The sequence below is a fragment of the Aeromicrobium sp. NPDC092404 genome (assembly GCF_040684095.1).
In the GTDB taxonomy this organism is placed as follows: Bacteria; Actinomycetota; Actinomycetes; order Propionibacteriales; family Nocardioidaceae; genus Aeromicrobium.
In genome coordinates, this window is record NZ_JBFBFI010000001.1 from 1,621,740 (window position 1) to 1,645,649 (window position 23,910).

The window sequence follows — 23,910 nt, forward strand, 5'->3', positions numbered from 1 at the left end:
TGACGGTGATCGTCACGCTGGCGCCTCGCGTGACGATCAACGTCACAAAGCTCGGGGGCTAGAGGGTCAGGACGATCTTGCCGAAGACGTCACCGTCGATGACCGAGGCCAGCCCGTCCGCGGCGTCCGCCATCGGGATCTCGCGGTCGATGAGCGGCCGGGTGCCTGTGACGTCCATGAACTGGGCGAGGCGGTGCAGCTCGTCACGCGTGCCCATCGTCGAGCCGTGCACGCGCATCTGCTGGAAGAAGATGCGGGTCAGCTCGGCGTGCGACGGCGCGTCGCCCGAGGTCGCCCCCGCGATGACGATCGTGCCGCCGGGCCGCATCGACTTGACCGAGTGCGACCAGGTCGCTGCACCGACGGTCTCGATGACGGCGTCGACCTTGCTGGGCAGCCGAGCACCGGACTCGAACGCCTCGTGGGCGCCGATCTCGACCGCCTTCTGGCGCTTGTCCTCGTCACGGCTCGTCGCGTAGACGCGGAAGCCGGCGGCCCTGGCCAGCGTGATCGCCGCGGTGGCGACGCCTCCCCCGGCTCCTTGGACCAGGACCGTGTCGCCCTGCTGCAGGCCCGACTGCGTGAAGAGCATGCGGTAGGCCGTGAGCCAGGCCGTCGGCAGGCACGCCGCCTCGGCGAAGGACAGGCCAGCGGGCTTCGCCACGACGTTGCGGGTCGGCACGGCGACCTTCTCGGCAAACGTGCCCTGGTGGCGCTCCGACAGCAGGGACCGCTTGGGGTCGAGCGTCTCGTCACCGCGCCACGACGGATCGCTGATGACCGCGTGCACCAGCACCTCGTTGCCGTCCTCGTCGAGGCCCGCGGCATCGCAGCCGAGGATCATCGGCAGCGACTCCTCGCGCAGGCCGACCCCGCGCAGGCTCCACACGTCGTGGTGATTGATCGATGCCGCCTTGACCGTGACGGTGGTCCAGCCGTCCGGGACCTCGGGGGCGGGGCGGTCGCCCACCACCAGACCGCTCAGGGGGTCCTTCGGATCGATGGTTCCTGCGTAGACGGCGAACATCGCGCTCCTGTCGAGATCAGTAGGGGCGTCGAGCCACGCCCTCGCGGCGCGCGGTGTCCGTGACGGCCCGCGCCACGGCAGAGGCTACCCGGGGATCGAACGGCGACGGGATGACGTACGTCTCACTGAGGTCGTCGCCGACGAGGTCGGCGATGGCGTGGGCCGCGGCGAGCTTCATGCCCTCGGAGATCCGCGTCGCGCGGACGTCGAGGGCCCCGCGGAAGATCCCGGGGAACACCAGCACGTTGTTGATCTGGTTGGGGAAGTCAGAGCGTCCGGTGGCCACGATCCGCGCGTACTTGTGAGCGATGTCCGGGTGCACCTCGGGGGTCGGGTTGGCCATCGCGAAGACGACGGCGTCCGGTGCCATCGAGGCCACAGCGGCCTCGGGAACCGTCCCGCCCGAGACACCGACGAAGACATCGGCCCCGGCCAGCGCATCGGCGATCGTGCCGGGCCGGGCCCACGGGGCGGTCGCCTCGGCGATGCCGGCCTTGACGACGTCGAGTCCTTCGCGCGCCGGGTGGATGACGCCGGTGCGGTCGACGACGGCGATCTTGCGCACGCCGGCCGTCTGGAGCATCTTCATGATCGCGACGCCCGCGGCACCGGCCCCGGAGATGACGACCTTGAGGTCGTCCAGCTCGCGGTCCGTCACGCGCGCGGCGTTGATCAGCGCGGCGAGGGTCACGACGGCGGTGCCGTGCTGGTCGTCGTGGAAGACCGGGATCTCGAGGCGCTCGATCAGGCGGCGCTCGATCTCGAAGCAGCGCGGGCTCGAGATGTCCTCGAGGTTGATGCCACCAAATGTCGGCGCGAGTCGGACGATGGTCTCGACGATCTCGTCGACGTCGGTCGTGTCGAGGGCGACCGGGATCGCATCGACCCCACCGAACTGCTTGAACAGCACGGCCTTGCCCTCCATGACGGGCATCGACGCTGCCGGGCCGATGTCGCCGAGCCCGAGCACCGCGGTGCCGTCCGTGACCACCGCGACGGTGTTGGACACCCAGGTGTAGTCGTGGGCGAGGGCCGGGTCGGCCGCGATCGCCTCGCACACCCGTGCGACGCCGGGTGTGTAGGACATCGCCAGGTCCTGGGCGTTGCGCAGCGGCACCGTCGCCGAGATCGCCATCTTGCCGCCGCGGTGCAGGGCGAAGACCGGGTCGTCGGGGTCAGGGGTGTCGGAGTGCACGTCGATGTCAGTCGCAACCATGGTGTGGATCCTCGGGGCCGTTCCGTACGTTCTCTTCGGGACCGATCAGGTCGCCGGCGCGGCGAGTACGCCGCTCATTGCTGCCCGCCGAGGCGGGGTCACACGGGTTGTGCCCGACCGCCAGTCTCTCACACGGGAGGGTTGTCCCCGAGGGCCCGGGTCACCGGCGGGGACAGCAGGCAGGCCAGGGTGACGACCGCGGCGGAGCCCAGCAGGACCGTGATCCACGTCGGTACGTCTGCGAGGTTGAACGCGATGATGAGCTGGATGATCTGGGTGACGACGAGCGGGCTGCGGGCCCACTGGTCCCCCTCGGTGACTCGCCACGCGGCCCAGGCCTGGAACCCGCCGTACACCGCGAGGATGAGGGACACCCCGATGCCGGAGCCGATGCTGTCCCCGCCCAGGTCGAGCAGGCCGAGGACGGCCAGGACCACGCAGGTCCCGGCCTCGGCGAGGACGACGACGGCCGCTACGAGAAGCAGGTTTCGAGCCGTGCCGGTCGGCTTGGCGTGAGCGCTCACGACATCAGGGTAGGGAGCGTGTGACCGAACTGACAATTCGCGCGCGGCGCAGCCCTTGTAAAGCGATTGGATTGTTGAAAACATGGAGGTCAACGCCTTGGTACCGGGTCAAACAGGCCTGCCCAGGGAGCAACACCGAACGGGAAGGAGTGTCCACATGGATTGGCGTCACAAGTCTGCATGCCTCGATGAGGACCCTGAGCTCTTCTTCCCCATCGGCAACACGGGTCCCGCCATCTTGCAGATCGAAGAGGCCAAGGTCGTATGCCGCCGCTGTGACGTTCGCGAGCAGTGCCTCCAGTGGGCACTCGAGTCCGGACAGGATCACGGTGTGTGGGGAGGCTTGAGCGAAGACGAACGTCGTACGCTGAAGCGCCGCAACGCACGGGCACGTATTCGTACTGCCTGAACGTACGCACGTATCGGTGAACCCCGTGGCCTCGGCCGCGGGGTTCTTTGCATCCCCGACCGCTACACGTGGAGCGAGATGGCCACGGTCGTGCCGCCGCCGGACCGCTGCTCGAAGGCCAGCGAGCCGTGCAGCTCGCCCTCGACCAACGTCGTGACGATCGACAGGCCGAGGCTGCCGGCGGGGTCGAAGTCCGCTGGCAGTCCCTTGCCGTCGTCGCTGACCCGCAGGCGTACGCGGTCGCGGATGCGGTTGACGGCGATCGTCACGGTGCCGCCGCGCTCATCGAAGGCGTGCGCCGACGCGTTCTGGACCAGCTCGGTCAGCACCATCGCCAGCGGGGTCGCCACCGCACCGGGAAGCAGGCCGAACGAGCCGATCCGGTCCGCGCGGATGCGACCGACCGCGGACGCCTCCTCGCCCACGTCGAGCACGGTGCGCAGCAACCGGTCGGCGATCTCGTCGAACGCGACGTTGTCGTCGAACGACTGGCTCAAGGTCTCGTGGACGAGGGCGATCGACCCGACCCGGCGCTCGGCGTCGTCGAGCGCCGCGCGCGCCTCGGGCAGCTCCATGCGCCGGCCCTGGAGCCGCAGGAGGGCGGCGACGGTCTGCAGGTTGTTCTTGACCCGGTGGTGGATCTCGCGGATCGTCGCCTCCTTGGAGACGAGCTCGCGCTCGCGGAGCCTCAGCTCGGTGACGTCGCGCAGCAGGATCAGGGCCCCGCTGCGGTGGCCGTCCGACCGCAGCGGGATGACCCGCAGCAGCAGGGAGGCCGCCGAGTTCTCGATCTCGGCCTCCGTGCTGGCGTCACCGCCGAGCAGGCCGCGGGCACCTCGGTCGGTCGGGCGGCGGTCGACGAGACCCGAGGTGACGTGCCCCAGCTGCGTGCCGACCAGGTCACCGACGAGTCCGAGGCGACGGTAGGCCGACATCGCGTTGGGGCTGGCGTAGCGGACCGTCCCGGCGGCGTTCGTACGAACGAACCCGTCACCCACCCGCAACGAGTCGGCCAGGTCCGAGCGGCTGCCCGGCAACGGGAACTCGCCTCGGCGAATCATCTCGGTGAGCTCGCCGGCTGCCTCGAAGTACGCGGCCTCGAGCGTGCTGGCGGTGCGGACGCCTGACTCGGCGCTGCGGCGGGAGATCACGGCGATCGTCCGACCGTCGTGCGTGACCGGGACCAACTCGACCCGGATGCGACGGCCGTCCGGCAGCTCGGCGATCCGTTCGGCGACGACCTCGCCGCTGCTCAGGGCCAGCTCGATCTCGTCGATACGGCCCGACGGCATGAACGTCCCGGCGACGTCCTCGAACAGGGTCGTCGGCCCGGTCGTGGGGCGGATCTGGGCCCCGGCCCACATGCCCTTGGCCTCCGCGTCGGGCACCCACAGCACGAGGTCGGAGAACGACAGGTCGGCGATGATCTGCCAGTCCGTGACCAGGGCGTGCAGCCACGCCACGTCGTCAGGGCTCAGCGACGTCTGGAAGCGCGCGATGTCATCCAGCGAGGGCACACAGTCAGCCTAGTGGCGGAGGCGTGGCACGATGAGCGAGTGTCTGAGGCGTATTGGCAAACCGTGATGCAGAGCGGGATGAACGTACCCGGTGACCGCAGCCTCGACGAGTGCACCGTCGAGCTCGTCGAGATGCTGGGCCACTCCAACCCCCGGTGGCGCGAGGACCTGGCCTACCCCCTGCTGACCACGTGGATCACGCGCGGCGTCTACGACGAGCTGTTGTCCGGGCTCGGCGACGGCATCGCGCCCGGCCTGCGCTACGGCCTCGGCCACGACGGCGACGTCTCGGTCCTGCGGCGGTCCTACAGCGCGCTGATGCTGGCCGAGATCATCGGCCGCGACAACAACGAGCACCTGATGTCGGCCTCCTCGGTGCTGGACTGGGGCGACCGGGCAACCGCCTGGTACGTCCGGGAGCAGGACCATCGCGGTTGGATCCCCGAGCTGGGGTGGGCCAACTCGATCGCCCACGGCGCCGACCTCCTGGCGGCGCTCGCGCGCTCGCGGCACTTCGGCCGGCTCGAGCTGACGGTCCTCCTCGACGTCATCGCTGACCGTGTCCTGACGCCGACGGCCTACATCTGGCGCCACGGCGAGGACGACCGGCTGGCGTACGCCGTCATGACGCTGCTGCACCGCAACGAGCTCGACCCGAGCATCGTCGAGCCGTGGCTCGCCCGGCTCGGCGCCGGCATCAAGCCCCCGCGCACCCGCGGCCACCTCGAGGCGGAGTGGCCCTCCCCCGGCGTGCGCAACACGTCGTCGTTCCTGCGGGCGCTGCACCTCCAGCTCGCGCTCGGGGTGCAGGGCCGCGACGACCTGCGGGCCGACGCCGAGCTGTTCGCGGAGCAGCCCGCGCACCGGGCGGACCTGCTGCTCGCGGTCCTCGACCAGATCCGCGCCGAGAGTCCTTGGCTCTACCGCCCGACGACCAGGGCCAAGCCGCTGGCCTGACGCTCCAGTAGCCTGCGTCACATGAGTACTGAGCCCCGAGAAGGTCACGGCGGAGTCCACGCCGTCGACGTGGCCCGCGCCCATGGCGTCGAGACGATGTTCACCCTGTCGGGTGCCCACGTGTTCCCGATGTACGACGCCGCCGTCAAGGCCGAGCCGCCGATGCCGATCATCGACGTCCGCCACGAGCCCACGGCCGTGTTCGCGGCCGAGGCGATCGGCAAGCTGACCCGCACCCCGGGCCTCGCCGTGCTCACCGCCGGACCCGGCGTGACCAACGGCGTGAGCCCCATCGCCCAGGCCAGCTTCTCCGGCTCGCCGCTCGTCGTCGTCGGCGGCCGGGCGCCCAACAACCGGTGGGGCTCGGGCAGCCTGCAGGAGCTTGACCAGCCACCGATCCTCGACTCGATCTCGAAGTCCGCCGTCACCGCCCGGACGGTCGACGACATCGCTCCGGTCATGGACGAGTCCTTCACCCTCGCCGGCTCGTCGCATCGCGGTCCGACGTTCGTCGACGTCCCCATGGACGAGTTCTTCAACAGCACGACCGTGACCACGCCGTCGCAGGGCAACCCCACGACCCCGGTCGAGCCCGACCCCGGTGCCGTCGAGGCCATCGCCGAGCTCATCCGGCAGTCGGCCCGACCCGTCCTGGTCCTGGGCACCGACGTCTGGGCCGATCGCGCCGAGGTCGCGGCCCTGCACTTCGTCGAGGAGACCGGCATGCCGGTGATCTCCAACGGCATGGGCCGCGGCATCGTGCCCGGTGGGCACCCACAGCTCGTGACCAAGGCCCGCTCGACCTCGTTCAACCAGTCCGACCTGGTGATCGTCGTCGGCACCCCGCTCGACTTCCGCCTCGGTTACGGCATCTTCGGCGGCAAGGACGGCGCGACCCCGGCGCGTACCGTGCACGTCGCGGACTCCCCCGGCCAGATGTCGACGCACGCCGAGCTCGCGGCATCCGCGAGCGGCGACCTGACGCTGTTCTTCACCGCGCTGCTCGACTCGCTGACCTCGTCGTCGCAGCACGGTCGCCGTCCCAACTGGTCCTCGTGGATCGGGACGCTGCAGGCCGAGGTCGCCGCGGCCACGCAACGCGACAGCGAGCTGCTGATGGCCGAGGCGGACCCGATCCACCCGGCTCGCATCTACGGCGAGCTGCTCCCGCGCCTGGCCGACGACGCCGTCGTGATCGGCGACGGCGGCGACTTCGTGTCGTTCGCGGGCAAGTTCGTCGAGCCCAAGCGGCCCGGTGGCTGGCTCGATCCCGGTCCCTATGGTTGCCTCGGCGCCGGCATGGGCGCCGCGATGGCAGCCCGCATCGCCCGACCGTCGAGCCAGGTCGTCCTGCTCTACGGCGACGGTGCGGCCGGCATGTCGCTCATGGACGTCGACAGCCTCGTGCGGCACAACCTGCCCGTCGTCATGGTGGTCGGCAACAACTCGGCGTGGGGGCTCGAGAAGGGGCCGATGCAGTGGCTGTACGGCTACGACGTCGCCGCCGACCTGGCTCCGCAGACGCGCTACGACCAGGTCGTCACCGCGCTGGGTGGCGGCGGCGAGATGGTGACGGACCCCCGCGAGATCGGCCCGGCCCTCGACCGCGCGTTCGCCTCGGGCGTCCCCTACCTCGTCAACGTCATGACGGACATCAACGCGGCCTACCCGCGCAACACCACCGGCATCTGACGTGGTCGTCATCCGGCCGGCCCTCGAGGCGGAGTACGAGGCCGTCGGAGCGCTGAGCGTCGCCGGATACGACGCCGACGGCTACCTCACCTACCCGGACGGGACGTTCGACGACGGCTACGCCGGCTGGCTCGCCGACGCCGCCTCCCGCGCCGACAAGAGCACCCTGCTCGTGGCGATCGACGACGACGAGCTGGTCGGCACCGTGACGTGGTGCCCGTACGGGTCCGGCGACGCCCAGCTGGCCAAGGAGCCGCATCAAGGCGAGTTCCGTACGCTCTCGATCGCGCCGGAGGCACGTGGCCGCGGGATCGGACAGGCCTTGGTCGAGCACTGCCTCGGGCTCGCGCGCGAGGCCGGGTTGACCGAGGTCCTGCTGTTCTCCCTCCTGGAGATGGTCCCGGCGCATCGGCTGTACGCCCGCCTGGGCTTCGTGCGTCGTCCTGAGCTCGACTGGAGCCCCGAGCCCGACGTCATCCTGTGGGCCTTCTCGGTGGATCTCTGACGCCCACCTGGGTGGATCGGACGGGCGCAGCTGAGGCTAGCCTGACCCGGTGCCTGTCGACGTCCCTGCTCCACCCCGGAGCGCCGGCGCCCTGCTGCGGCGAGGGCTGCGTCGCCACCGCAGGAAGCTGTTCGGCAGCTATGCCCTGATCTGCTCCTGGCTTCTCTGCGAGGCCTTGGTGCCGGTCGTCATCGGCGTCGTCATCGACCGTGCCGTGGCCACCGGCGACGTGAGCGAGCTCGCGACCTGGGGCGCGGCGCTCGTCGCGCTGTTCGTCGTGCTGAGCTACTCCTACCGGTTCGGGGCGCGGCTCGGTGTCGGTGCTCTGGAGCTCGAGACCCATCTGCTCCGGGTCGAGGTCAGCGAGCACGTGCTGGGGCCCGGTGGCGCCCGTACGGGCCTGCTGCCCGGCGAGACGCTGTCGCTGGCCACGTCCGACGCCGAGACGATCGGCCAGTTCCTCTGGCACGTCGGCTACACCCTGGCCGGGCTCGTCGGCGTCGTCGTCAGTGCGGTCGTCCTGATCCGCATCGACCTCACGATCGGCGTCGTGGTGCTGCTCGGCGTGCCGCTCGTGCTGGCGCTGATCCAGGTCGTGACCCCCCTGATCGCCCGGCACACCAGCGACCAGCAGGCCGGCATCGCCAAGGCGACCGGCATCGCGACGGACCTCGTGAAAGGGCTCCGCCCGCTCAAGGGTGTCGGCGCCGAGAACGTCGCGGCCGCCCGCTATCGCGGGCACAGCGCCTCGGCCCGCGACGCCAGCATCCGCACGGCGCAGTCCGTCGGCTACCTGTTCGGCCTCACCGCGTCGCTCAGCGGCATCTTCCTCGCGGTCGTGGCGTGGCTGGCCGGCACCCGCGCCCTCGACGGCACGATCAGCATCGGCGAGCTGATCGCGATCGTGGGCCTGACGCAGTTCCTCGCCGAGCCCATCACCGGGCTCGGCGAGACGAGTGCGCAGGCAGCGTCGTCCTTCGCCTCGGCGCGACGGGTCGTCGAGTTCCTGCAGACCCCCCAGCTGGCGACGTACGGCGAGATCGTCCTCGACGAGGCGAGCCCCGAGCTCACCCTCGATGGGGTGACCGCCGGTCCGATCCGCGGCGTCGACCTCGCGCCTCGCAGCGGTGAGCTGCTGGGCGTCGTCGTGGACGACACCGCCAGCAGCGACCTGCTCGTACGGCTCCTGCGTGGCGAGATCGGTCCCGCGGATCGCGAGGGCCTGGTGGCGCTCGGTGGTCACCCCGTCGACGAGCTGACGATCGACTCCCTCCGCTCCCGGGTCGTCGTGAGCCAGCACCACGTCGACCTGTTCGAGGGGACCTTGCGCTCGGCGATCGACCCCGACGGGCGGCTCGACGACGCGGCGCTCGAGGAGGTCCTGTCCGCATCGGCAGCCGGCGACGTCGTCGGCCTGCACCCGGACGGGCTGCAGCAGCCCGTCACCGCCGGTGCGACCACGTTCTCGGGCGGCCAGCGGCAGCGCATCTCGCTGGCTCGCGCCCTGGCGACCCGCGCTCCGATCCTCGTCCTCGCCGAGCCCACGAGCGCCGTCGACGCGATGACCGAGCAGCGGGTCGCCGAGGGCATCCGTACGCTGCGCCACCATGACGGGTCCGGGCTCACCACGATCGTCATCACCTCGAGCCCGGCCATCCTGGCGGCCGCGGACCGCGTCGTCATGATCACGGCGGGCCAGGTCGTCGCGACCGGTACGCACCACGAGCTCTCCGAGGACGAGACCTATCGTCGGGCGGTGCTCCGATGACCCGCCATCTGCTGCCCATCGCGTCGCGGGCCGAGACGACCCGGATCGCGATGCGCATGCTGCGGGCCCACCGCGGACCGCTTGCCGTGTCAGCCGCGGCATTCGTCGTCGTGGGACTGGCAGGTCTGGTAGCGCCATGGGTCCTCGGCGACATCGTCGACACCGTGTCGACCAGCGGCGACACCTCCAGCATCCTGCGCGGCGTCCTGGTGATCGCCGCCGCGAGCGTCGTCGCCGGGCTCGGCACGTCACTGTCGGTGACCTACCTGGCCAGGTCCGGAGAACCGGCCCTCGCAGACCTGCGGGAGCAGGCCCTGGACCGCGCCCTGCACCTCGACAGCATCCGGCTCGAGGAGGCCGGTGCGGGCGACCTGCTGTCGCGGATGGGCGACGACGTGCGAGTCGTGGCCCGGTCGCTGACCCAGATCGTCCCGCTGCTGATCCAGTCCCTCGTCGCCGTCGTGTTCACCGCTGGCGGGCTCTTCGCGCTGGACTGGCGGCTCGGCCTGGCCGGGCTCGGGGCGGCGCCGTTCTACGTCCTCGGGCTGCGCTGGTACCTGCCGCGCTCCGGTCCCTACTACAAGCGCGAGCGCATCGCGCAAGGCGAGCGGGCTGAGGTTCTCGTCAGTGGCGTGCAGGGCGCCGCGACGCTCCGCGCGCTGTCCCGCGAGCAGGCCCAGCTCGACCGCATCACCCACCACTCGCGCCGCGCCATGACGATCACCCTCGACGTGTTCTCGCTCCTGACCCGGTTCGGCGCCCGCACCAACCGATCCGAGCTGATCGGGCTGGGACTCGTGCTCGGCACCGGCTTCGTGCTGGTGCGCGGGGACCTCACCACGGTCGGAGCCGTGACCGCCGCGGCGCTGTACTTCCACCGGCTGTTCAACCCCATCGGCGCCCTGCTGATGATCTTCGACGACGTCCAGTCGGCCGGGGCTTCGCTGGCTCGGCTCGCCGGGGTCGCGATGCTCGAGCCCTCGCCGCGAACCGGCGGCCCGTCCCCGGTGCGGTCCGGGACGTTCGAGCTGGTCGGCGTCGGTCATGCCTACGTCGAGGGCCGCCCGGTCCTCGCCGACGTCACCTTGCGGCTCGCCGCGGGCGAGAGGGTCGCGCTGGTGGGCGCGACCGGCGCCGGCAAGAGCACGCTCGGGGCGATCGCCGCCGGGCTGCTGGACCCCACGTCCGGCACGGTCCGGCTGGGCGGATTCACGCTGGACGCGCTCGACCCCGCCCACATCCGGTCCGGGATCGCCCTGGTCACCCAGGACGTGCACGTCTTCTCCGGCACGGTGCGCGAGAACGTCGACCTGGCCAGGCCGCAGGCCGACGACGGCGAGATCCGCTCCGCGCTCGACACCGTGCGGGCGCTCTCCTGGGTCGATGCGCTGCCCGACGGCCTCGACACCGTCGTCGGCGACCACGGCCATGCCCTCACGCCGTCCCAGGCCCAGCAGCTCGCGCTGGCTCGCGTGCTGCTGCACGACCCATGGGTGGCGGTGTTCGACGAGGCCACGGCGGAGGCCGGGTCGTCCGGGGCGCGCGAGCTCGAGGCCGCGGCGATCGCCGTGACCCGGGGGCGTACGGCACTCGTGGTCGCCCACCGACTGACCCAGGCGCAGTCGGCCGACCGGGTCGTGGTGATGCACGACGGGCGGATCATCGAGGAGGGCACGCACGACGAGCTCGTCGCCGCCGGCGGCCGGTACGCCGACCTGTGGTCGGCCTGGTCGTCGTAGTCTTCTGCGCATGGACACCGCCAGCATCACCCACGTCGTCACCGAGGCCGACACGGCGCAGGCTCTCGGCAGTGGGGACCTCGCGGTCCTGGCCACCCCCCGCGTCCTCGCCTGGTGCGAGGAGGCGACGTGCGCCGCGCTCGAGCTGGCCGCGGACCGCACGAGCGTCGGGACCCGGGTCGAGCTCGAGCACCTCGCTGCCAGTCCCGTCGGGGCAACGGTCACGGCGACCGCGAACGTCGTCCACACCGACGGCCGGCTCGTACGCTTCCAGGTCGCGGCCCACGACGCGGACGGCACCCTCCTGGCGACCGGCGAGGTCCGTCGCGTCGTCGTCGACCGGGAGCGATTCCTGGCCCGGATCCCCCCTGTGAAAGACTGAGGCCTCGACTTCGGAGGAGGATCACCATGGGCAAGACCGGCCGCAAGCGTCGCGCACGCCGCAAGAAGGGCGCCAACCACGGCAAGCGCCCCAACGCGTGAGTGCAACACCCAAGACAAGAAATCCCCGTCCGCTGGACGGGGATTTCTTCGTTGGTGGGGCTAGGGCGCTCGGCGCTCGGTGATCTCGACCTGCACCGTGCGGATCGAGAAGAGCACCTTCTCGCGCAGCGGCTCGGGCGCCACCTCGGAGCACGAGCGCGACACCAAGGTCTTCACGACCCGCTCGAGGTCGTACTCGCTCAGGCACGAGGTGCACTCGTCGATGTGCGACTGGATCTCGGCGCAGCTCGCGGTGTCGATCTCCTGGTCGATGAACAGGTAGAGGTTCTCCAACGCCTTCTCGCAGTCGGGTCCCTCGCACGGGGTCGGCTCGATCATGCCTTGTCACCCGCTCCCGTGACGGCCATGCCCCGGTCGCGGGCGTAGTCGGCCAACATCTCGCGCAGCATGCGACGACCGCGGTGCAGCCGTGACATCACGGTGCCGATCGGCGTGTCCATGATCTCGGCGATCTCCTTGTAGGGGAAACCTTCGACGTCGGCCAGGTAGACCGCGTAGCGGAAGTCGTCAGGCAGTGCCTGCAGCGCATCCTTGACGTCGCTGTCGGGCAGGTGCTCGAGCGCCTCCATCTCGGCGGACTTCAACCCGCTGGACCCGTGCGACTCGGCCCGCGCGATCTGCCAGTCCTCGATCTCGTCGGTGACCTGCTGCGGCTGGCGCTGCTTCTTGCGGTACGAGTTGATGTAGGTGTTGGTCAGGATGCGGTAGAGCCAGGCCTTGAGGTTGGTGCCCGGCTTGAACTGGTGGAACGCACTGAATGCCTTGGCGTAGGTCTCCTGCACGAGGTCCTCGGCGTCGTGCGGGCTGCGCGTCATGCGCAGCGCTGCCGAGTAGAGCTGGTCGAGGAAGGGCAGGGCGTCGGCCTCGAAGCGCGCCTGCTGCTGCTCCGAGGTCTCGGTGTCGCGCTGGTCGGCGCTGTCGGGTGTCTCGCCGGTGACGGTCATCGCCTCCCAGCCTACTCCGGGGACGGTGGGTCGGCTGAGGGGCGTGATGGACCTCTCGAGCCCGTGGTCTGCGTATGTCAGCATCGAACCTCCTGCCGGGTTCAACCGTGCAGGCGCACCCGCTATTCCGGGGGCAGCGGCTTGATCAGGTCAGGACCGTTGTTGGCGACGTTGTTGACCTCGGTCGAGACCGGGAACGCGTCGAGTCGGCCCGGGGCGGCGGGGATCAGCAGCTCGTGCAGCTGCTCCAGCGGCTGGGGCGCGGGGTCGAGCCACGCATCGAACGCGTCCGGCTCGAGGAACAGCGGCATCCGGTCGTGGATGTGCCCCATGTCGTCCTCGGCGCTCGTGGTCAAGATCGTGTAGCTCGTGACCCACTCACCGGTCGCGGGGTCCTTCCAGAACTCGTAGAGGCCGGCCATCGCCAGCACCGATCGGTCCTTGGGGGTGATGTAGAACGGCTGTTTCTTGGGCTTGCGCTCACCCTCGCGGGCCTCGCCGGCGTACCACTCGTAGTAGCCGTCGGCCGGCACGAGGCCGCGGCGCCGTGCGAAGGCCTTCTTGAACGCGGGCTTCTCGGCCGCGGTCTCGCTGCGGGCGTTGATCATGCGGTTGCCGATCGACGGGTCCTTGGCCCAGCTCGGGATCAGCCCCCACTTGGCTGTCATGAGCTCGCGCTGCGGCGGCGCGTCGGCCGCGAGCTCCTCGGGCCGCCGGCCGATGATCAGCGGGGCCAGCTTGGTCGGCGCCATGTTGTAGTCGGCCTCGAGCTCGACGAAGGAGTTGGCCAGGTCGACCTCGAACGCCTGGTTGAGCGAAGCCGAGGTCTGGGTCGTTGCGTAGCGCCCGCACATGACTCCAGCCTAGGCGGTGACACCGACAGCGCGGCTACTCCGCGAGGCCGGCCAGCACGTGAGCGACGCCGCCCGACGTCGGCGGCAGCTCCTCGACCCAGAGGCGCGCCTGGGGCCGGTCGCCGAGCGCGCGGTCGAGCAGGATCCGCAGCAACCGCATCGCCACCGCGTCCGCGCGGTCGCGACCGACCAGCGCTGCGAACCGGCGCGGCGAGACCTGCGCGACCGTCTCGTCGCCGGCGAACACCGCCCGCATCGCCTCGGCCACGTCGAGCGACCGGAGCGAGCGCTCGAGCTCGTGTCCCTCGGGCTCGCGCGGCAGCTCGACGACCACGAGCGCACTCGTGTCGGGGACCTGCCTGCCGTCCCGTTCGGCACCCCGATAGATCTCGGCGAGGCGCGACCGGACGTACGCCGGGGTGGCCAGCGTCGTCAGTGGGTCCTCGCACGAGATGTCGACGTGGAGGATCAAGGCCCACTCGGCCCACGACAGGACGGCGGCGCGGGTCGCCTCGAACGACGGCTCCCGACCGGCATAGGCCCGCTCCACGTGGTCCAGGACCTCGTGGAGCGGGACGCCGAGCCGCGCTGCACTCGCTCCCACCTCGAGTGCAACATCGGCGACGTCCGGGCGGTCGTCGCGCACCGCGTCGGCGAGGAGCGCCGCGTTCAGGCCCGAGCCGGTCATGTGGTGCTCCTCTCCCCTTCGGACACCCATGAGACGCACGGGAGGGGCTCCCATGACGCGGTCGAGGACGGATTCGTGACCGCTCCGCTGCTGGGTCGTTGTGCTCTCGGGAAGGGACACCGTGTCAGACATCAGCACCAGCCGCGTCGAGGCGAGCGACGCACAGCTCATCGCGGCCGTCCGCGAGGGAGACACCACGGCGTACGGCGTGCTGTTCGACCGCCATCGCGAGGCGGCGGCTCGGCTGTCGGCACAGCTCGTGCCGGGTCCGGATGCCGACGACCTGGTCGCCGAGTCGTTCACCCGCGTGCTCGCGCTTTTGGAGGCCGGGAAGGGTCCCGACGAGTTCTTCCGGGCGTACCTGCTGACAGCGATCCGCCGGCTGCACGTCGACCGCACGAGGCGGCAGAAGCGGGTCAAGACGACGGCAGACGATGCCGAGCTCGATCGCGCCGTCGCGTTCGTCGACCCTGCGGAGATGCGCTTCGAGCAGCAGGCCGCGGCCACCGCGTTCGCGTCCCTGCCGGAGCGCTGGCAGCTCGTGCTGTGGCACCTCGACGTCGAGGGCCAGAAGCCGGCTGACATCGCCCCGCTGCTCGGCATGAGCCCCAACAGCGTCTCCGCCCTCGCCTACCGCGCTCGCGAAGGGCTGCGACAGGCCTATCTTCAGAGCCATCTCCGCCCCAGCCTGCACGCCAGCTGTCGGACCACGACCGGCATGCTCGGCGCGTACGTCCGCAAGGGCCTGGCCGCGCGGGACACCTCGCGCGTCGAGGCGCACCTCGACGAGTGCAGCCGCTGCACGGGCCTGTGGCTCGAGCTGGCCGAGATCAACGCCCGCCTCTCCGGCATCCTCGGCCCGGCCGTGCTCGGCACCGCCGCCGCCGGGTACGTCGGCAGTGGCGCGACCCTGACCGGCCTCGGCGCGCTCGCCGAGGCGGCGTTCGCGCCGGTGAAGACGGCCGGCAGCACGGTCGCGGGCGCCGGCACCCAAGGAGTCGTCGCGGCCGCAGTCGTCGTCTCGGTGGCTGCCGTCGGCGCCGTGGCCCTCACCACCGACCTGCGCAACGACACGGACAACCCTCCCGCCGCCGCCTCGCCGCGGGCGGTCGGCCCGGCAGCCCCGACGCCGGCGGTGCCGACGGTCCCCGAGCCGGAACCCACCACCAGCACGCCGAGCCCGACTCCCACGCCGACTCCGGAGCCGACGCCCGTCGCAACGCCTGAGCCGGAGCCGGAGCCCGCAGTGGCCGCCCCCGCCGCCGACCCGGAGCCGACCCCCGCACCAACCGTGGAGCCGGCCGCTCCCACCGACTTCGGGATCGGCTCGGTGCGGGTGTCCAACCAGCTCCTGCCGCTCCTGCAGCGTCAGATCACCGTCGACATCACTGCGACGAGCAACGGACGCCCGGCCGCGCAGACCGTGACGCTCACGCTGGCGTTCCGGCGGCCCGTGCACTTCGGCGGGGTCGTGAGTCCCGGCTGGAGCTGCGATGCCCTCCCCCACCAGAACCTCCGCACGCTGACGTGCTCGAGCTCGCTGCCCGCCGGTCAGGGCACGACGTTCATCGCCCGGTCGAGCAACCTCATCCACTCCGCCGGCACCGTCGCCGTCTCGGCACCCGGGGACCCCGTCCCCGGCAACGACGCGGCATCGTTCGGAGCCGGGCTCTGGCCCCTGATCTGACACCCGCCTTGCCTCTCGCGCACCGTCCGGTATGAATGAGTCATGACCCTCCTGCGTACGGTGGCCCGTCCGATGCTCGCCTCGATGTTCATCTACGGCGGCGCGACGGCGCTCAAGGACCCCGGGCCACGCGCCGCCAAGGCGCAGCCGACGGCCGACCGCATCAAGCAGCTCGCGCCCCAGCTCCCGGTCAACGGCTCCAACCTCACCCGGTTCAACGGAGCGGCCCAGCTGGCTGCCGGCCTCGCCCTCGCGACCGGCCGCTTCCCGCGGCTCGCCGCCCTGGGGCTCGCCGCCACGCTGCCCGCGACCACGCTCGCCGGGCATCCCTACTGGAACGAGACCGATCCCGGGGCGCGCGCGAACCAGCGCATCCACTTCCTCAAGAACGTGTCGATGACCGGCGGCCTGCTGATGGCGACCCTCGACCCCGACCCGCACAAGAAGTTCATCGGCCGGCGTGCCAAGGACAAGGTCGCCGGGGCCGCCGCGTCCGTGCACGACCAGATCGATCACCTGCGCGGCTGACGCCGATAGGCTGGGGCCGATGACTGCCCCGCTGCCCTGGCTCGCGCCCTACCGCGACACGCCGTTCGACGGCGAGGTCCTGGTCCCGGGGTCCAAGTCCCTGACCAACCGCGTCCTGATCCTCGCCGCCCTCGCCGACGGCCCCTCGGTCCTGACCCGCCCGCTCGGCTCGCGTGACACGACGCTGATGCTCGGCGCCCTGACGACCCTGGGCGCCGCGATCGAGCGCGACGGCATGACCTGGACCATCACGCCGTCGGCGTGGGACCGCACCGAGCCCGCTGCCGTCGATTGCGGCCTCGCCGGGACCGTGATGCGCTTCGTCCCGCTGCTCGCCGCCCTCGGCGCCGCGCCCGTGACGTTCGACGGCGACGAGCACGCCCGCGTACGCCCGATGGGCACCACGATCGCAGCCCTGCGCGCTCTGGGCGTCCGCGTCGACGACGACGATCGCGGCGCCCTGCCGTTCACGGTCCACGGTGCCGGTCGGGTGACCGGCGGGGAGCTCGAGATCGACGCCTCCTCGTCCAGCCAGTTCGTCTCGGCGCTGCTGCTGGCGGGGGCCCGCTTCGACCAGGGCCTCGACCTCCGGCACACCGGCGCGACCCTCCCCTCCATGCCGCACATCGACATGACGGTCGCCGAGCTGCGCCGCCGTGGGGTGCGTGTCGACACCGACGAGCCGCACCGATGGCACGTGCATCCCGGTCCCGTCAGCGCGCTCGACGTGGAGATCGAGCCCGACCTGTCCAACGCCGGTGTCTTCATCGGCGCCGCGCTCGTCACCGGCGGGCGGGTCCGCATCCGCAACTGGCCGGCCGCCACCGACCAGGCCGGCGACGCGTGGCGAACGATCGTCCCGGCGTTCGGCGGCACGGTCGAGACCGACGGCGCCGACCTGGTCTTCTCGGCCGGGGCCACGCTCAACGGGGTCGAGCTCGACCTGCACGACGTCGGAGAGCTCACACCGGTCGTCGCGGCCATCGCGGCGCTGGCCGAGGGCCCGTCGACCCTCGTGGGCGTCGCGCACCTCCGCGGCCACGAGACCGACCGGCTCAAGGCCCTCGTGACCGAGATCAACCGCCTGGGCGGCGACGCCGAGGAGCTCGACGACGGCCTGCGCATCCGGCCCCGCCCCCTCCACGGCGAGACCTTCCGGACGTACGACGACCACCGGATGGCACATGCCGGGGTGCTGATCGGCCTGCGGGTCCCCGACCTCTTCGTCGAGAACGTCGTGACGACGGTCAAGACCTATCCCAACTTCGCCCCGGTCTGGGAACGCCTGATGTCATGAAGGAGCGCGACGAGCACGCGAGGTTCGAGCGGCCGCGGCGGCACACCAAGCCGCGCACCAAGATCCGGCCCAACTACGACGATGCCGACACCGCCCGGGTCGTGACGATCGACCGCGGTCGCTACACCGTGACGCTCGACGACGACGGCCGCACGGTCACCGCCATGAAGTCGCGCAACCTCGGCCGCAAGGGTGTCGTGGTGGGCGACCAGGTCCGCGTCGTCGGTGACGTCAGCGGCGTCGAGGGGTCCCTCGCCCGCATCGTCGAGGTCACCCCGCGGCGCACGGTGCTGCGACGCACCGCTGACGACGACGACCCGATCGAGCGCATCATCGTCGCCAACGCCGACCAGCTCGTCATCGTCGCCGCCCTGGCCGACCCACCGCCGCGCGCCGGATTGATCGATCGCTGCCTCGTCGCGGCGTTCGACGCGGGCATGGAGCCCCTCGTGTGCCTCACGAAGTCCGACCTGGGGTCCCCCGACGAGATCGTCGCCATGTTCGAGCCCCTCGGCGTACGCGTCGTGGTGACGAGACGCGGCGGCGAGCTCGACGGCGTGCGCGACGCGCTCCGGGGCCGCGTCAGCGTGCTGGTGGGGCACAGCGGCGTCGGCAAGTCGACGCTCGTCAACGCGCTGGTCCCGGACGCCAACCGTTCGGTCAGCTACGTCAACGCCGTGACGGGCCGCGGCCGGCACACCTCGACCTCGGCGATCAGCCTGGAGCTGCCCTTCGGCGGCTGGATCATCGACACCCCCGGCATCCGGTCGTTCGGCCTCGCCCACGTCGAGATCGACGACCTCATCAAGGCCTTCCCGGACCTGCAGGAGGCCACCCGCGCATGTCCGCGTGGCTGCCTGCACTCGGCCACCGAGCCCGAGTGCGCCCTCGACATCGCGGTGGCCGACGGGTCCATCGCGCCCGAGCGAGTCGAGTCGTTCCGCCGCATCCTCGCGAGCATGAACCAGAAGGACGACCACTGAAGGAGTGCCGCAGCGGGTTTTGGGGTGCGAAAGCCGTACTCTGAGGGCCATGGCTCACTCGTACAACGACGATCTGCGCCTCGCTCACGTGCTCGCCGACAACGCCGACAACTTGTCGATGGACCGCTTCGGCGCGATCGACCTGCAGGTCGACACCAAGCCGGACATGACCTACGTGACCGAGTCGGACGAAGCCGTCGAAGCCGCCATCCGGCGCACCCTCAAGTCCGCTCGCACCCGTGACATCGTGCTGGGCGAGGAGCACGGTGAGGTCGAGGGCACCGCAGGAGCCGGCGGCCGCCGCTGGATCATCGACCCGATCGACGGCACCTCCAACTTCGTGCGCGGCGTCCCGGTGTGGGCGACGCTGATCGCGCTCGAGGAGGACGGCGAGATCATCGCCGGCTGCGTCTCGGCCCCGGCCCTCGGCCGGCGCTGGTGGGCGAGCAAGGGCACGGGCGCCTACACCGGCAAGTCGCTCATGTCGTCCCGCGAGATCCGGGTCTCCCAGGTCTCCGACCTCGACAGCGCCTCGCTCTCCTACGCCTCGCTGAGCGGTTGGGACGCGATCGGCAAGGGCGATGCCTTCGCCGCGCTGATGCGCCGCTGCTGGCGCACCCGCGCCTACGGCGACTTCTGGTCCTACATGCTGCTGGCCGAGGGCGCCGTCGACATCGCCGCCGAGCCCGAGCTCAAGGTCTGGGACATGGCCGCGCTCGACGTCATCGTCCGAGAGGCGGGCGGCACGTTCACGAGCCTCGCCGGCCAGCCTGGCCCCTGGGGCGACAACGCGGTGGCGACCAACGGCCGCCTGCACGACGCGGCGATGGCCTACGTGGGGCACTTCCCCGACCAGGGCCCGCCCGACGAGTCGTGGACGGACGAGCCGGAGCCCGACAACGTCCGCAGCTTCGACTTCACCCGCGAGCACGTCGAGGACCTGCCCTAGCGCTGCTCGATGACCCACGCGGATCGCGCGCGGAAGGGCTACGCTGCGAGGAACCCGACCCGAGGAGTGTGTCCTGTATGCGCGTGAGCGATGTCCTGGCTTCCAAGGGAAGCGATGCTGTCTACACCATCACCCCCGACTCAACGGTCCAGGAGCTCCTCGACATGCTCGCCGAGCTCAACGTCGGCGCGCTGATCGTGAGCCACGACGGCAAGGCGATGCTCGGCATCGTGTCCGAGCGGGACATCGTCCGCAAGCTCCGCAGCGTCGAGAACCCGCGCACCATGGCGGTCGCGGACATCATGACGACCGACGTCCAGCTGTGCGGTCCCGAGGACTCCTTCGGCGACCTCATGTCGACCATGACCCAGCATCGGGTCCGGCACATCCCTGTGATCGACGACGGGCTCATCGTCGGCGTCGTGAGCATCGGCGACGCGGTCAAGTACCGCATGGAGCAGCTCGAGTTCGAGCGCGACCAGCTCAACAACTACGTCGCGGGCGGCTGACGAACCCGCTCCTCGATGCCCGGTCTCCCTCGTGGGGGCCGGGCATCGTGGCGTTCCCCTCGCCTCCCATTTGCATTCGATCCGTTAACGATATATCGTTTAGCTATCGGCAACCGATCGGTGGTCGATCGAAGAGAGAAAGTGGGTCATCCCCATGCGAAGCAATGACTTCTCAGAACAGCGCCGCCCGGCCGACCGCCGGCGCGGCAGGCAGCACCCCGAACGTGACTTCGGTCGTGAGTTCGGCCGCGACTTCGGTCGCGAGCTCGGCTTCGGCCCGGGCCTCGGCGGCCCCGGCCGCACCCGAGGCCGTCGGCGGGGCGGCCGGGGCGGGGACGTCCGCGCCGCGGCGCTCCTGCTCCTCAGCGAGCAGCCGCAGCACGGCTACCAGCTCATCCAGGAGATCGGCGAGCGCTCGAACGGCAGCTGGAACCCCAGCCCCGGGTCGATCTACCCCGTGCTCCAGCAGCTCGAGGACGAAGGCCTCATCACGTTCGAGCGCGTCGAGGGTCGCAAGACCGCGACGCTGACCGACGAGGGCAGTGCGTACGTCGAGGACAACCGCGAGCTGCTCGGCACCCCATGGGACGATGCCAAGGGTGAGCCGTCCCACGAGATGCGCGACTTCGCGCACGGGCTCAAGGCATTCATGACGGCGTGGAAGCAGGTCGCACAGGCCGGCACACCGGAACAGCGACAGAAGGCGCAGGTCGTGGTCGACGACGCCCGGAAGGCGATGTACCGCATACTTGCGGACGATGAGTCATGACGGACGCCTGTCCCTGCCCGAGAGCGAGCTGAGCTGGCGGTTCTCGCGCTCCTCGGGCGCGGGCGGCCAGCACGTCAACACGACCGACACCCGCGTCGAGCTGATCTGGTCGCTCGACGACACCACCGCACTCTCCCCCGCACAGAAGGAGCTCGCCGCCCAGCGGCTGAGCAACCGCCTGGTCGCTGGGACGATCACGGTGGTGTCGTCGCAGTACCGTTCGCAGCACCGCAACCGCGAGGCGGCTCGCGTACGCCTCGAGCAGCTGGTGTCACAGGCCGTCGTGCCGCCGAAGCCCCGGCGACCCACCCGGCCGAGCCGGGCGTCGAAGGAGCGGCGGATCGACGCCAAGAAGCGGCGCAGCTCGATCAAGCAGGGTCGTTCCGGCACGTGGGAATAGCGAGCACCTGACAATCGTTGTCATCTGCGCGTGATGCTCACGCAGGGAAGGACAGCCATGAAGGTCCGCAACTCGCTCAGGTCGCTCAAGGGACAGCCCGGCTCGCAGGTCGTGCGACGCCACGGACGGACGTTCGTGATCAACCGGCAGAACCCTCGCCTCAAGGCCCGTCAGGGCTGATAGGCCTTCTCCCAGGTGTGGAACTCGGCGACGATCCGCATGCCGAGTCCCTGGTAGAGCGCGAGCGCGCCGGTGAGCGCCGAGGTCGCGAGCTCACCGGTCGCGTTGCCCCGCTGCCGACCGGCCTCGAAGGCCTCAGCCAGCAGCTCCTGCGCGATGCCCTGCCTGCGCCGGTCCGCCCGGACCGCCAGCTGCGGGACCCAGGTCGCGCCGGCGCTGTCGAGCACGATCGCCGCCCCGACGACCTCGCCGCCGGCCCGGGCCACACGGGAGTGGCTCGGGTTGGCACCGGCTCGGTCGATCACCACGGCACGCCAGTCGTCGTAGCCACGTGGCGGGACGACCTGCCACTCCGCGAACGCCTCCGAGATGACCCGGTGGACCTCTGGGGCGTCGGCCTCCTCGAACCCGCCGATCGTCACATCCGCCGGCAGCTGGTGCCGGCGGATCTCGGCACCTTCGTCGAGACGCAGGACGCAGTCGTCGTGGGTCCGGGTGTAGCCGCTCACCTCCAGCAGCGCTGCGCCGACCGTGTCGGTCGACGCGATCTCCTGCTCAGCGATCGGCAGGCCCTTGTCTCGCGCGTGGGCATCGATCCACTCGATCAAGGCCGTGCCGATGCCGCGCCCGAAGTGGGACGGCAGCACCTCCGCGACGACGAACCGGCGATCGTCCATGATGGCTCCGGCGACCAGCGCGTCGCCCTCGAACACACCGACCGAGTCCGTGGAGAGATCCACGCCCGGCGCGGTCCACATCGCCGTGACATCGCCCTCGTCAATGAAGATCTCTCCGACGAAGTGCTGTTCGCACGCGCCCACGAGCCGTGCGCCCGCCGGCACGTCGGCCATCGTGAGCGGGCGGGTGTCCAGGCCGGTCGGGAGGTGTCGCAGCATGCGTCCCATTCAACCAACCGATTGAGGGCGCCTGTCGCGGGTACGCCCCCGACACGCGACCCAGGAGGAAGCATGACTGTTGCCCCACCCGAGCCCGATCAGGAGCCGACCGCACCGGGCGAGGACGAGCCCAGCGAGCCCAAGGCTCCTGACCTGCCCGATCCGGCGTTTCCCGAGGTCCTGCCGGGTGGCGATCCCGGCCCCGGTGGCGCACCTGAGCCAGAGCCCGCGACGCAGCCCGACCCGGCCGGCTAGCCGATCCGCGTCCGCCAGTCGGCCGGGACCGCACCAGCGGGCCCGGGCACCGGCTGGTCGGCGGGGTGCGCGTGTGGTTCGGCGAGCTCCGGGCCCTCGAGTGCCTCGTCGGTCCGGAAGTCCCAGAACCAGTCCTCCCCCGGCTCGAACGACTGGATGACCGGGTGGCCGGTCTCCCGGAAGTGCTGCGACCCGTGGCGCCCTGGCGAGCTGTCACAGCACCCGACGTGTCCGCACGCAGCGCAGCGGCGAAGGTGCACCCACCAACCGCCGGCCGCCAAGCACTCGACACAGCCGTCGCCTGACGGGGGTTTCGTGACGTCGATGGCTTCCATGACTGCAGCCTATGACGACCCGGCACTCACGTCGCCAGCCGGCGACGGGTTTCGTAGGCTGCAGGCATGACCCTCGACGCCGGCGAGCTGGAACGCCTGTACGCCTATCCAGCCGCCGACCGACCCTGGGTGCGCACCAACTTCGTCTCGACCCTCGACGGCGCTGCCACCGGCACGGACGGCAAGTCCGGCACACTGGGCGGCGAGGCCGACACCCGGGTGTTCGCCCTCCTGCGCTCACTGTCCGACGTCATCGTGGTCGGCGCGGGCACCGCCCGCGACGAGGGCTACGCCGACTTCGAGGTGGACACCGAGCTGCGCGCGCGCCTCGGCCTGGCGCCTGCACCCACGATGGTGCTGGTCAGCAGGCGCCTCGACATCCCGCCAGCGCTGATCGCTCGCGGCACCGTCGTGGTGACGACCGCGGACGCCGACCCCGAGGCCGTCGCCGCCCTCGGCCGTACGCTCGAGGTCATCGCCGAGGGCCGCGGCGAGATCGACTGGACCGCGGTGCTCGCCTGGTTCGCCGAGCGAGGCTGGAACCGCGTGCTGTGCGAGGGCGGACCCAGCCTGCACGGCGAGCTGGTCGGGCTCGACCTCGTCGACGAGCTGTGCCTCACGATCGCGCCCGTCCTCACGGCCGGCGACGCGCCGCGCATCGCCCACGGCGACGACCCGGTGCACCACACGATGACCTTGGCCCATGCCATCGAGGCCGACGGCGGGCTCCTGACCAGGTGGGTCCGCTCCCGCCACCCCTAGGCTGGTCCCCGTCCCG

At 71.0% G+C, this 23,910-nt stretch carries 28 protein-coding genes; 18 read left to right on the forward strand and 10 right to left on the reverse strand.

Annotated elements, in window-relative coordinates; genetic code table 11:
• Window positions 1–58: 58 nt before the first annotated feature.
• From AB0N22_RS08175 to AB0N22_RS08185, 3 genes are all read right to left on the reverse strand, one after another.
• Entirely contained in the window at window positions 59–1,027 is a 969-nt protein-coding gene (locus AB0N22_RS08175; protein ID WP_364637979.1) for a zinc-binding dehydrogenase, read from the reverse strand.
• 16 nt (window positions 1,028–1,043) lie between these two features.
• Window positions 1,044–2,243 carry an NADP-dependent malic enzyme gene (locus AB0N22_RS08180; RefSeq protein ID WP_364637981.1) on the reverse strand — a complete coding sequence of 400 codons (1,200 nt, stop codon included), beginning with the start codon at window positions 2,241–2,243 and terminating at the stop codon, window positions 1,044–1,046.
• Window positions 2,244–2,371: 128 nt separating this feature from the next.
• Window positions 2,372–2,767 carry a hypothetical protein gene (locus AB0N22_RS08185; RefSeq protein WP_364637983.1) on the reverse strand — a complete coding sequence of 132 codons (396 nt, stop codon included), beginning with the start codon at window positions 2,765–2,767 and terminating at the stop codon, window positions 2,372–2,374.
• Between the two features lie 157 nt (window positions 2,768–2,924).
• Between AB0N22_RS08185 and AB0N22_RS08190 the strand changes: the two genes are divergently transcribed.
• The gene (locus AB0N22_RS08190; RefSeq protein ID WP_082530375.1) at window positions 2,925–3,176 is read left to right on the forward strand and encodes a WhiB family transcriptional regulator; all 252 of its coding nucleotides are present in this window, start codon (window positions 2,925–2,927) and stop codon (window positions 3,174–3,176) included.
• A gap of 62 nt (window positions 3,177–3,238) precedes the next feature.
• Here AB0N22_RS08190 and AB0N22_RS08195 read toward each other — a convergent pair whose 3' ends face one another.
• Complete coding sequence (locus AB0N22_RS08195) at window positions 3,239–4,693, reverse strand: sensor histidine kinase (RefSeq protein WP_364637985.1); 1,455 nt, start codon at window positions 4,691–4,693, stop codon at window positions 3,239–3,241.
• A 39-nt stretch (window positions 4,694–4,732) separates the two neighbouring features.
• Between AB0N22_RS08195 and AB0N22_RS08200 the strand changes: the two genes are divergently transcribed.
• The 6 genes from AB0N22_RS08200 to AB0N22_RS08225 are packed head-to-tail and all read left to right on the forward strand — an operon-like array spanning window position 4,733 to window position 11,736.
• Window positions 4,733–5,650 carry a DUF2785 domain-containing protein gene (locus AB0N22_RS08200; protein ID WP_364637987.1) on the forward strand — a complete coding sequence of 306 codons (918 nt, stop codon included), beginning with the start codon at window positions 4,733–4,735 and terminating at the stop codon, window positions 5,648–5,650.
• A 21-nt stretch (window positions 5,651–5,671) separates the two neighbouring features.
• Window positions 5,672–7,342 carry an acetolactate synthase gene (locus AB0N22_RS08205; protein WP_364637989.1) on the forward strand — a complete coding sequence of 557 codons (1,671 nt, stop codon included), beginning with the start codon at window positions 5,672–5,674 and terminating at the stop codon, window positions 7,340–7,342.
• 1 nt (window position 7,343) lies between these two features.
• Window positions 7,344–7,847 carry a GNAT family N-acetyltransferase gene (locus AB0N22_RS08210; protein ID WP_364637991.1) on the forward strand — a complete coding sequence of 168 codons (504 nt, stop codon included), beginning with the start codon at window positions 7,344–7,346 and terminating at the stop codon, window positions 7,845–7,847.
• Window positions 7,848–7,896: 49 nt separating this feature from the next.
• Complete coding sequence (locus AB0N22_RS08215; RefSeq protein WP_364637993.1) at window positions 7,897–9,615, forward strand: ABC transporter ATP-binding protein; 1,719 nt, start codon at window positions 7,897–7,899, stop codon at window positions 9,613–9,615.
• Window positions 9,612–11,354 (forward strand): ABC transporter ATP-binding protein, encoded by a 1,743-nt coding sequence (locus tag AB0N22_RS08220; protein ID WP_364637995.1) that lies wholly within the window; start codon window positions 9,612–9,614, stop codon window positions 11,352–11,354. Before AB0N22_RS08215 ends, AB0N22_RS08220 begins: the two co-directional genes overlap by 4 nt.
• A gap of 10 nt (window positions 11,355–11,364) precedes the next feature.
• Window positions 11,365–11,736: a hotdog domain-containing protein gene (locus tag AB0N22_RS08225; protein WP_364637997.1), complete on the forward strand. Its 372-nt coding sequence runs from the start codon at window positions 11,365–11,367 to the stop codon at window positions 11,734–11,736.
• Between the two features lie 161 nt (window positions 11,737–11,897).
• On the opposite strand, the gene rsrA is transcribed toward AB0N22_RS08225, so the two are convergent.
• The 4 genes from rsrA to AB0N22_RS08245 form a co-directional block, all read right to left on the reverse strand.
• Complete coding sequence (gene rsrA / locus AB0N22_RS08230) at window positions 11,898–12,176, reverse strand: mycothiol system anti-sigma-R factor (protein WP_364637999.1); 279 nt, start codon at window positions 12,174–12,176, stop codon at window positions 11,898–11,900.
• Window positions 12,173–12,802, reverse strand: coding sequence for a sigma-70 family RNA polymerase sigma factor (locus AB0N22_RS08235; protein WP_364639267.1), 630 nt, complete (start codon window positions 12,800–12,802; stop codon window positions 12,173–12,175). Before AB0N22_RS08235 ends, rsrA begins: the two co-directional genes overlap by 4 nt.
• 122 nt (window positions 12,803–12,924) lie before the next feature.
• Complete coding sequence (locus AB0N22_RS08240) at window positions 12,925–13,656, reverse strand: SOS response-associated peptidase (RefSeq protein ID WP_364638001.1); 732 nt, start codon at window positions 13,654–13,656, stop codon at window positions 12,925–12,927.
• A gap of 34 nt (window positions 13,657–13,690) precedes the next feature.
• A complete protein-coding gene (locus AB0N22_RS08245; RefSeq protein ID WP_364638003.1) occupies window positions 13,691–14,344 on the reverse strand; it encodes a hypothetical protein in 654 nt (217 codons plus the stop codon).
• 121 nt (window positions 14,345–14,465) lie between these two features.
• On the opposite strand from AB0N22_RS08245, the gene AB0N22_RS08250 reads away from it, so the two are divergent.
• The 9 genes from AB0N22_RS08250 (at window position 14,466) to ykgO (ending at window position 21,646) form a co-directional block, all read left to right on the forward strand.
• A complete protein-coding gene (locus tag AB0N22_RS08250; protein WP_364638005.1) occupies window positions 14,466–16,031 on the forward strand; it encodes a sigma-70 family RNA polymerase sigma factor in 1,566 nt (521 codons plus the stop codon).
• A 42-nt stretch (window positions 16,032–16,073) separates the two neighbouring features.
• The gene (locus AB0N22_RS08255; RefSeq protein ID WP_364638007.1) at window positions 16,074–16,559 is read left to right on the forward strand and encodes a DoxX family membrane protein; all 486 of its coding nucleotides are present in this window, start codon (window positions 16,074–16,076) and stop codon (window positions 16,557–16,559) included.
• A 19-nt stretch (window positions 16,560–16,578) separates the two neighbouring features.
• Entirely contained in the window at window positions 16,579–17,856 is a 1,278-nt protein-coding gene (gene aroA, locus AB0N22_RS08260; protein WP_364638009.1) for a 3-phosphoshikimate 1-carboxyvinyltransferase, read from the forward strand.
• Window positions 17,853–18,839 carry a ribosome small subunit-dependent GTPase A gene (rsgA, locus tag AB0N22_RS08265; protein WP_364638011.1) on the forward strand — a complete coding sequence of 329 codons (987 nt, stop codon included), beginning with the start codon at window positions 17,853–17,855 and terminating at the stop codon, window positions 18,837–18,839. The genes aroA and rsgA overlap by 4 nt, the downstream gene beginning before the upstream one ends.
• Before the next feature lie 49 nt (window positions 18,840–18,888).
• The gene (locus tag AB0N22_RS08270) at window positions 18,889–19,788 is read left to right on the forward strand and encodes an inositol monophosphatase family protein (protein WP_364638013.1); all 900 of its coding nucleotides are present in this window, start codon (window positions 18,889–18,891) and stop codon (window positions 19,786–19,788) included.
• Window positions 19,789–19,865: 77 nt separating this feature from the next.
• The gene (locus AB0N22_RS08275) at window positions 19,866–20,297 is read left to right on the forward strand and encodes a CBS domain-containing protein (protein ID WP_364638015.1); all 432 of its coding nucleotides are present in this window, start codon (window positions 19,866–19,868) and stop codon (window positions 20,295–20,297) included.
• Window positions 20,298–20,451: 154 nt separating this feature from the next.
• Window positions 20,452–21,066 (forward strand): PadR family transcriptional regulator, encoded by a 615-nt coding sequence (locus AB0N22_RS08280; RefSeq protein ID WP_364638017.1) that lies wholly within the window; start codon window positions 20,452–20,454, stop codon window positions 21,064–21,066.
• A complete protein-coding gene (gene arfB, locus AB0N22_RS08285) occupies window positions 21,056–21,466 on the forward strand; it encodes an alternative ribosome rescue aminoacyl-tRNA hydrolase ArfB (protein WP_364638019.1) in 411 nt (136 codons plus the stop codon). Before AB0N22_RS08280 ends, arfB begins: the two co-directional genes overlap by 11 nt.
• Before the next feature lie 57 nt (window positions 21,467–21,523).
• The gene (gene ykgO / locus AB0N22_RS08290; RefSeq protein ID WP_364638020.1) at window positions 21,524–21,646 is read left to right on the forward strand and encodes a type B 50S ribosomal protein L36; all 123 of its coding nucleotides are present in this window, start codon (window positions 21,524–21,526) and stop codon (window positions 21,644–21,646) included.
• On the opposite strand, the gene AB0N22_RS08295 is transcribed toward ykgO, so the two are convergent.
• Window positions 21,637–22,542, reverse strand: a complete 906-nt coding sequence (locus AB0N22_RS08295) for a GNAT family N-acetyltransferase (RefSeq protein ID WP_364638022.1) — start codon at window positions 22,540–22,542, stop codon at window positions 21,637–21,639. The genes ykgO and AB0N22_RS08295 overlap by 10 nt on opposite strands.
• A 72-nt stretch (window positions 22,543–22,614) precedes the next feature.
• Between AB0N22_RS08295 and AB0N22_RS08300 the strand changes: the two genes are divergently transcribed.
• Window positions 22,615–22,797 carry a hypothetical protein gene (locus AB0N22_RS08300; protein WP_364638024.1) on the forward strand — a complete coding sequence of 61 codons (183 nt, stop codon included), beginning with the start codon at window positions 22,615–22,617 and terminating at the stop codon, window positions 22,795–22,797.
• Here AB0N22_RS08300 and AB0N22_RS08305 read toward each other — a convergent pair.
• Window positions 22,794–23,132, reverse strand: coding sequence for a UBP-type zinc finger domain-containing protein (locus AB0N22_RS08305; RefSeq protein ID WP_364638026.1), 339 nt, complete (start codon window positions 23,130–23,132; stop codon window positions 22,794–22,796). The genes AB0N22_RS08300 and AB0N22_RS08305 overlap by 4 nt on opposite strands.
• Before the next feature lie 66 nt (window positions 23,133–23,198).
• Here AB0N22_RS08305 and AB0N22_RS08310 point away from each other — a divergent pair, with 66 nt between their 5' ends.
• The gene (locus AB0N22_RS08310; protein WP_364638029.1) at window positions 23,199–23,894 is read left to right on the forward strand and encodes a pyrimidine reductase family protein; all 696 of its coding nucleotides are present in this window, start codon (window positions 23,199–23,201) and stop codon (window positions 23,892–23,894) included.
• Window positions 23,895–23,910 lie beyond the last annotated feature (16 nt).

Excerpts from the sequence above, each read along its gene's own strand:
- AB0N22_RS08245 (WP_364638003.1), bottom strand. The coding sequence starts at position 14,344 with ATGACCGGCTCGGGCCTGAACGCGGCGCTCCTCGCCGACGCGGTGCGC.
- AB0N22_RS08240 (WP_364638001.1), bottom strand. The coding sequence starts at position 13,656 with ATGTGCGGGCGCTACGCAACGACCCAGACCTCGGCTTCGCTCAACCAG.
- AB0N22_RS08220 (WP_364637995.1), top strand. The coding sequence starts at position 9,612 with ATGACCCGCCATCTGCTGCCCATCGCGTCGCGGGCCGAGACGACCCGG.
- AB0N22_RS08255 (WP_364638007.1), top strand. The coding sequence starts at position 16,074 with ATGACCCTCCTGCGTACGGTGGCCCGTCCGATGCTCGCCTCGATGTTC.
- AB0N22_RS08310 (WP_364638029.1), top strand. The coding sequence starts at position 23,199 with ATGACCCTCGACGCCGGCGAGCTGGAACGCCTGTACGCCTATCCAGCC.
- AB0N22_RS08190 (WP_082530375.1), top strand. The coding sequence starts at position 2,925 with ATGGATTGGCGTCACAAGTCTGCATGCCTCGATGAGGACCCTGAGCTC.
- AB0N22_RS08225 (WP_364637997.1), top strand. The coding sequence starts at position 11,365 with ATGGACACCGCCAGCATCACCCACGTCGTCACCGAGGCCGACACGGCG.
- aroA (WP_364638009.1), top strand. The coding sequence starts at position 16,579 with ATGACTGCCCCGCTGCCCTGGCTCGCGCCCTACCGCGACACGCCGTTC.
- AB0N22_RS08300 (WP_364638024.1), top strand. The coding sequence starts at position 22,615 with ATGACTGTTGCCCCACCCGAGCCCGATCAGGAGCCGACCGCACCGGGC.
- AB0N22_RS08205 (WP_364637989.1), top strand. The coding sequence starts at position 5,672 with ATGAGTACTGAGCCCCGAGAAGGTCACGGCGGAGTCCACGCCGTCGAC.
- AB0N22_RS08235 (WP_364639267.1), bottom strand. The coding sequence starts at position 12,802 with ATGACCGTCACCGGCGAGACACCCGACAGCGCCGACCAGCGCGACACC.
- rsgA (WP_364638011.1), top strand. The coding sequence starts at position 17,853 with ATGAAGGAGCGCGACGAGCACGCGAGGTTCGAGCGGCCGCGGCGGCAC.
- rsrA (WP_364637999.1), bottom strand. The coding sequence starts at position 12,176 with ATGATCGAGCCGACCCCGTGCGAGGGACCCGACTGCGAGAAGGCGTTG.
- AB0N22_RS08275 (WP_364638015.1), top strand. The coding sequence starts at position 19,866 with ATGCGCGTGAGCGATGTCCTGGCTTCCAAGGGAAGCGATGCTGTCTAC.
- AB0N22_RS08180 (WP_364637981.1), bottom strand. The coding sequence starts at position 2,243 with ATGGTTGCGACTGACATCGACGTGCACTCCGACACCCCTGACCCCGAC.
- AB0N22_RS08270 (WP_364638013.1), top strand. The coding sequence starts at position 18,889 with ATGGCTCACTCGTACAACGACGATCTGCGCCTCGCTCACGTGCTCGCC.
- AB0N22_RS08175 (WP_364637979.1), bottom strand. The coding sequence starts at position 1,027 with ATGTTCGCCGTCTACGCAGGAACCATCGATCCGAAGGACCCCCTGAGC.
- ykgO (WP_364638020.1), top strand. The coding sequence starts at position 21,524 with ATGAAGGTCCGCAACTCGCTCAGGTCGCTCAAGGGACAGCCCGGCTCG.
- AB0N22_RS08305 (WP_364638026.1), bottom strand. The coding sequence starts at position 23,132 with ATGGAAGCCATCGACGTCACGAAACCCCCGTCAGGCGACGGCTGTGTC.
- AB0N22_RS08295 (WP_364638022.1), bottom strand. The coding sequence starts at position 22,542 with ATGCTGCGACACCTCCCGACCGGCCTGGACACCCGCCCGCTCACGATG.
- arfB (WP_364638019.1), top strand. The coding sequence starts at position 21,056 with ATGAGTCATGACGGACGCCTGTCCCTGCCCGAGAGCGAGCTGAGCTGG.
- AB0N22_RS08280 (WP_364638017.1), top strand. The coding sequence starts at position 20,452 with ATGCGAAGCAATGACTTCTCAGAACAGCGCCGCCCGGCCGACCGCCGG.